This is a genomic window from Thalassorhabdomicrobium marinisediminis (genome assembly GCF_003072065.1).
GTDB classification, from domain to species: Bacteria; Pseudomonadota; Alphaproteobacteria; order Rhodobacterales; family Rhodobacteraceae; genus Octadecabacter; species Octadecabacter marinisediminis.
In genome coordinates this window covers 1-539 of sequence record NZ_QCYG01000036.1, presented here as the reverse complement: position 1 = coordinate 539, position 539 = coordinate 1, and the positions used below count along the sequence as shown (strand labels likewise).

Genomic DNA, 539 nt, shown 5'->3' with positions numbered 1-539 from the left:
AGGAGTCCGCAGGAAACCTGCGGGCAAACTGACGCCCCAATAGATCGGAACTCTCATGCCTGACACGACCCTCGTCGCAGCAGCTCTTGGGCTGATCGAGGGGCTGACGGAATTCATTCCCGTGTCCTCCACAGGCCATCTGCTTCTGGCCGGTCACTTCGTCGGATTTCAAAGCGCCGGCCGGAGTTTCGAGGTGGTCATTCAACTGGGGGCCGTGCTGGCGATCCTGGCCGTCTATGCCTCCCGCCTGGTGCAGGTGCTGATAAGCGCGCCGCACAGCCCCGGTGCAAGGCGGTTCCTGGCGTCGGTCCTGATCGCCTTTTTGCCCGCGCTGGTCGTGGGGGTGCTGGCGCATGGCTTCATCAAGGCGGTGCTGTTCGAGACACCCCTTCTGGTGTCGATCATGCTGATCCTCGGGGGGATCGTGCTGGTCTTTGTCGACAGGTTCGCGCCTGCTCCGCGCTATGCGGATGCCGAGCATTTGCCGATCTGGGTGACCCTGCGCATCGGTCTGTTTCAATGCCTCGCGATGATCCCCG

General features: G+C 62.7%; 1 protein-coding gene. It reads left to right on the top strand.

Annotation, left to right across the window (positions count from 1 at the left end; translation table 11 throughout):
- Positions 1-55 precede the first annotated feature (55 nt).
- Positions 56-539: undecaprenyl-diphosphate phosphatase (locus DC363_RS16615; protein ID WP_277871200.1), on the top strand; the 484-nt coding region annotated here is incomplete at its 3' end.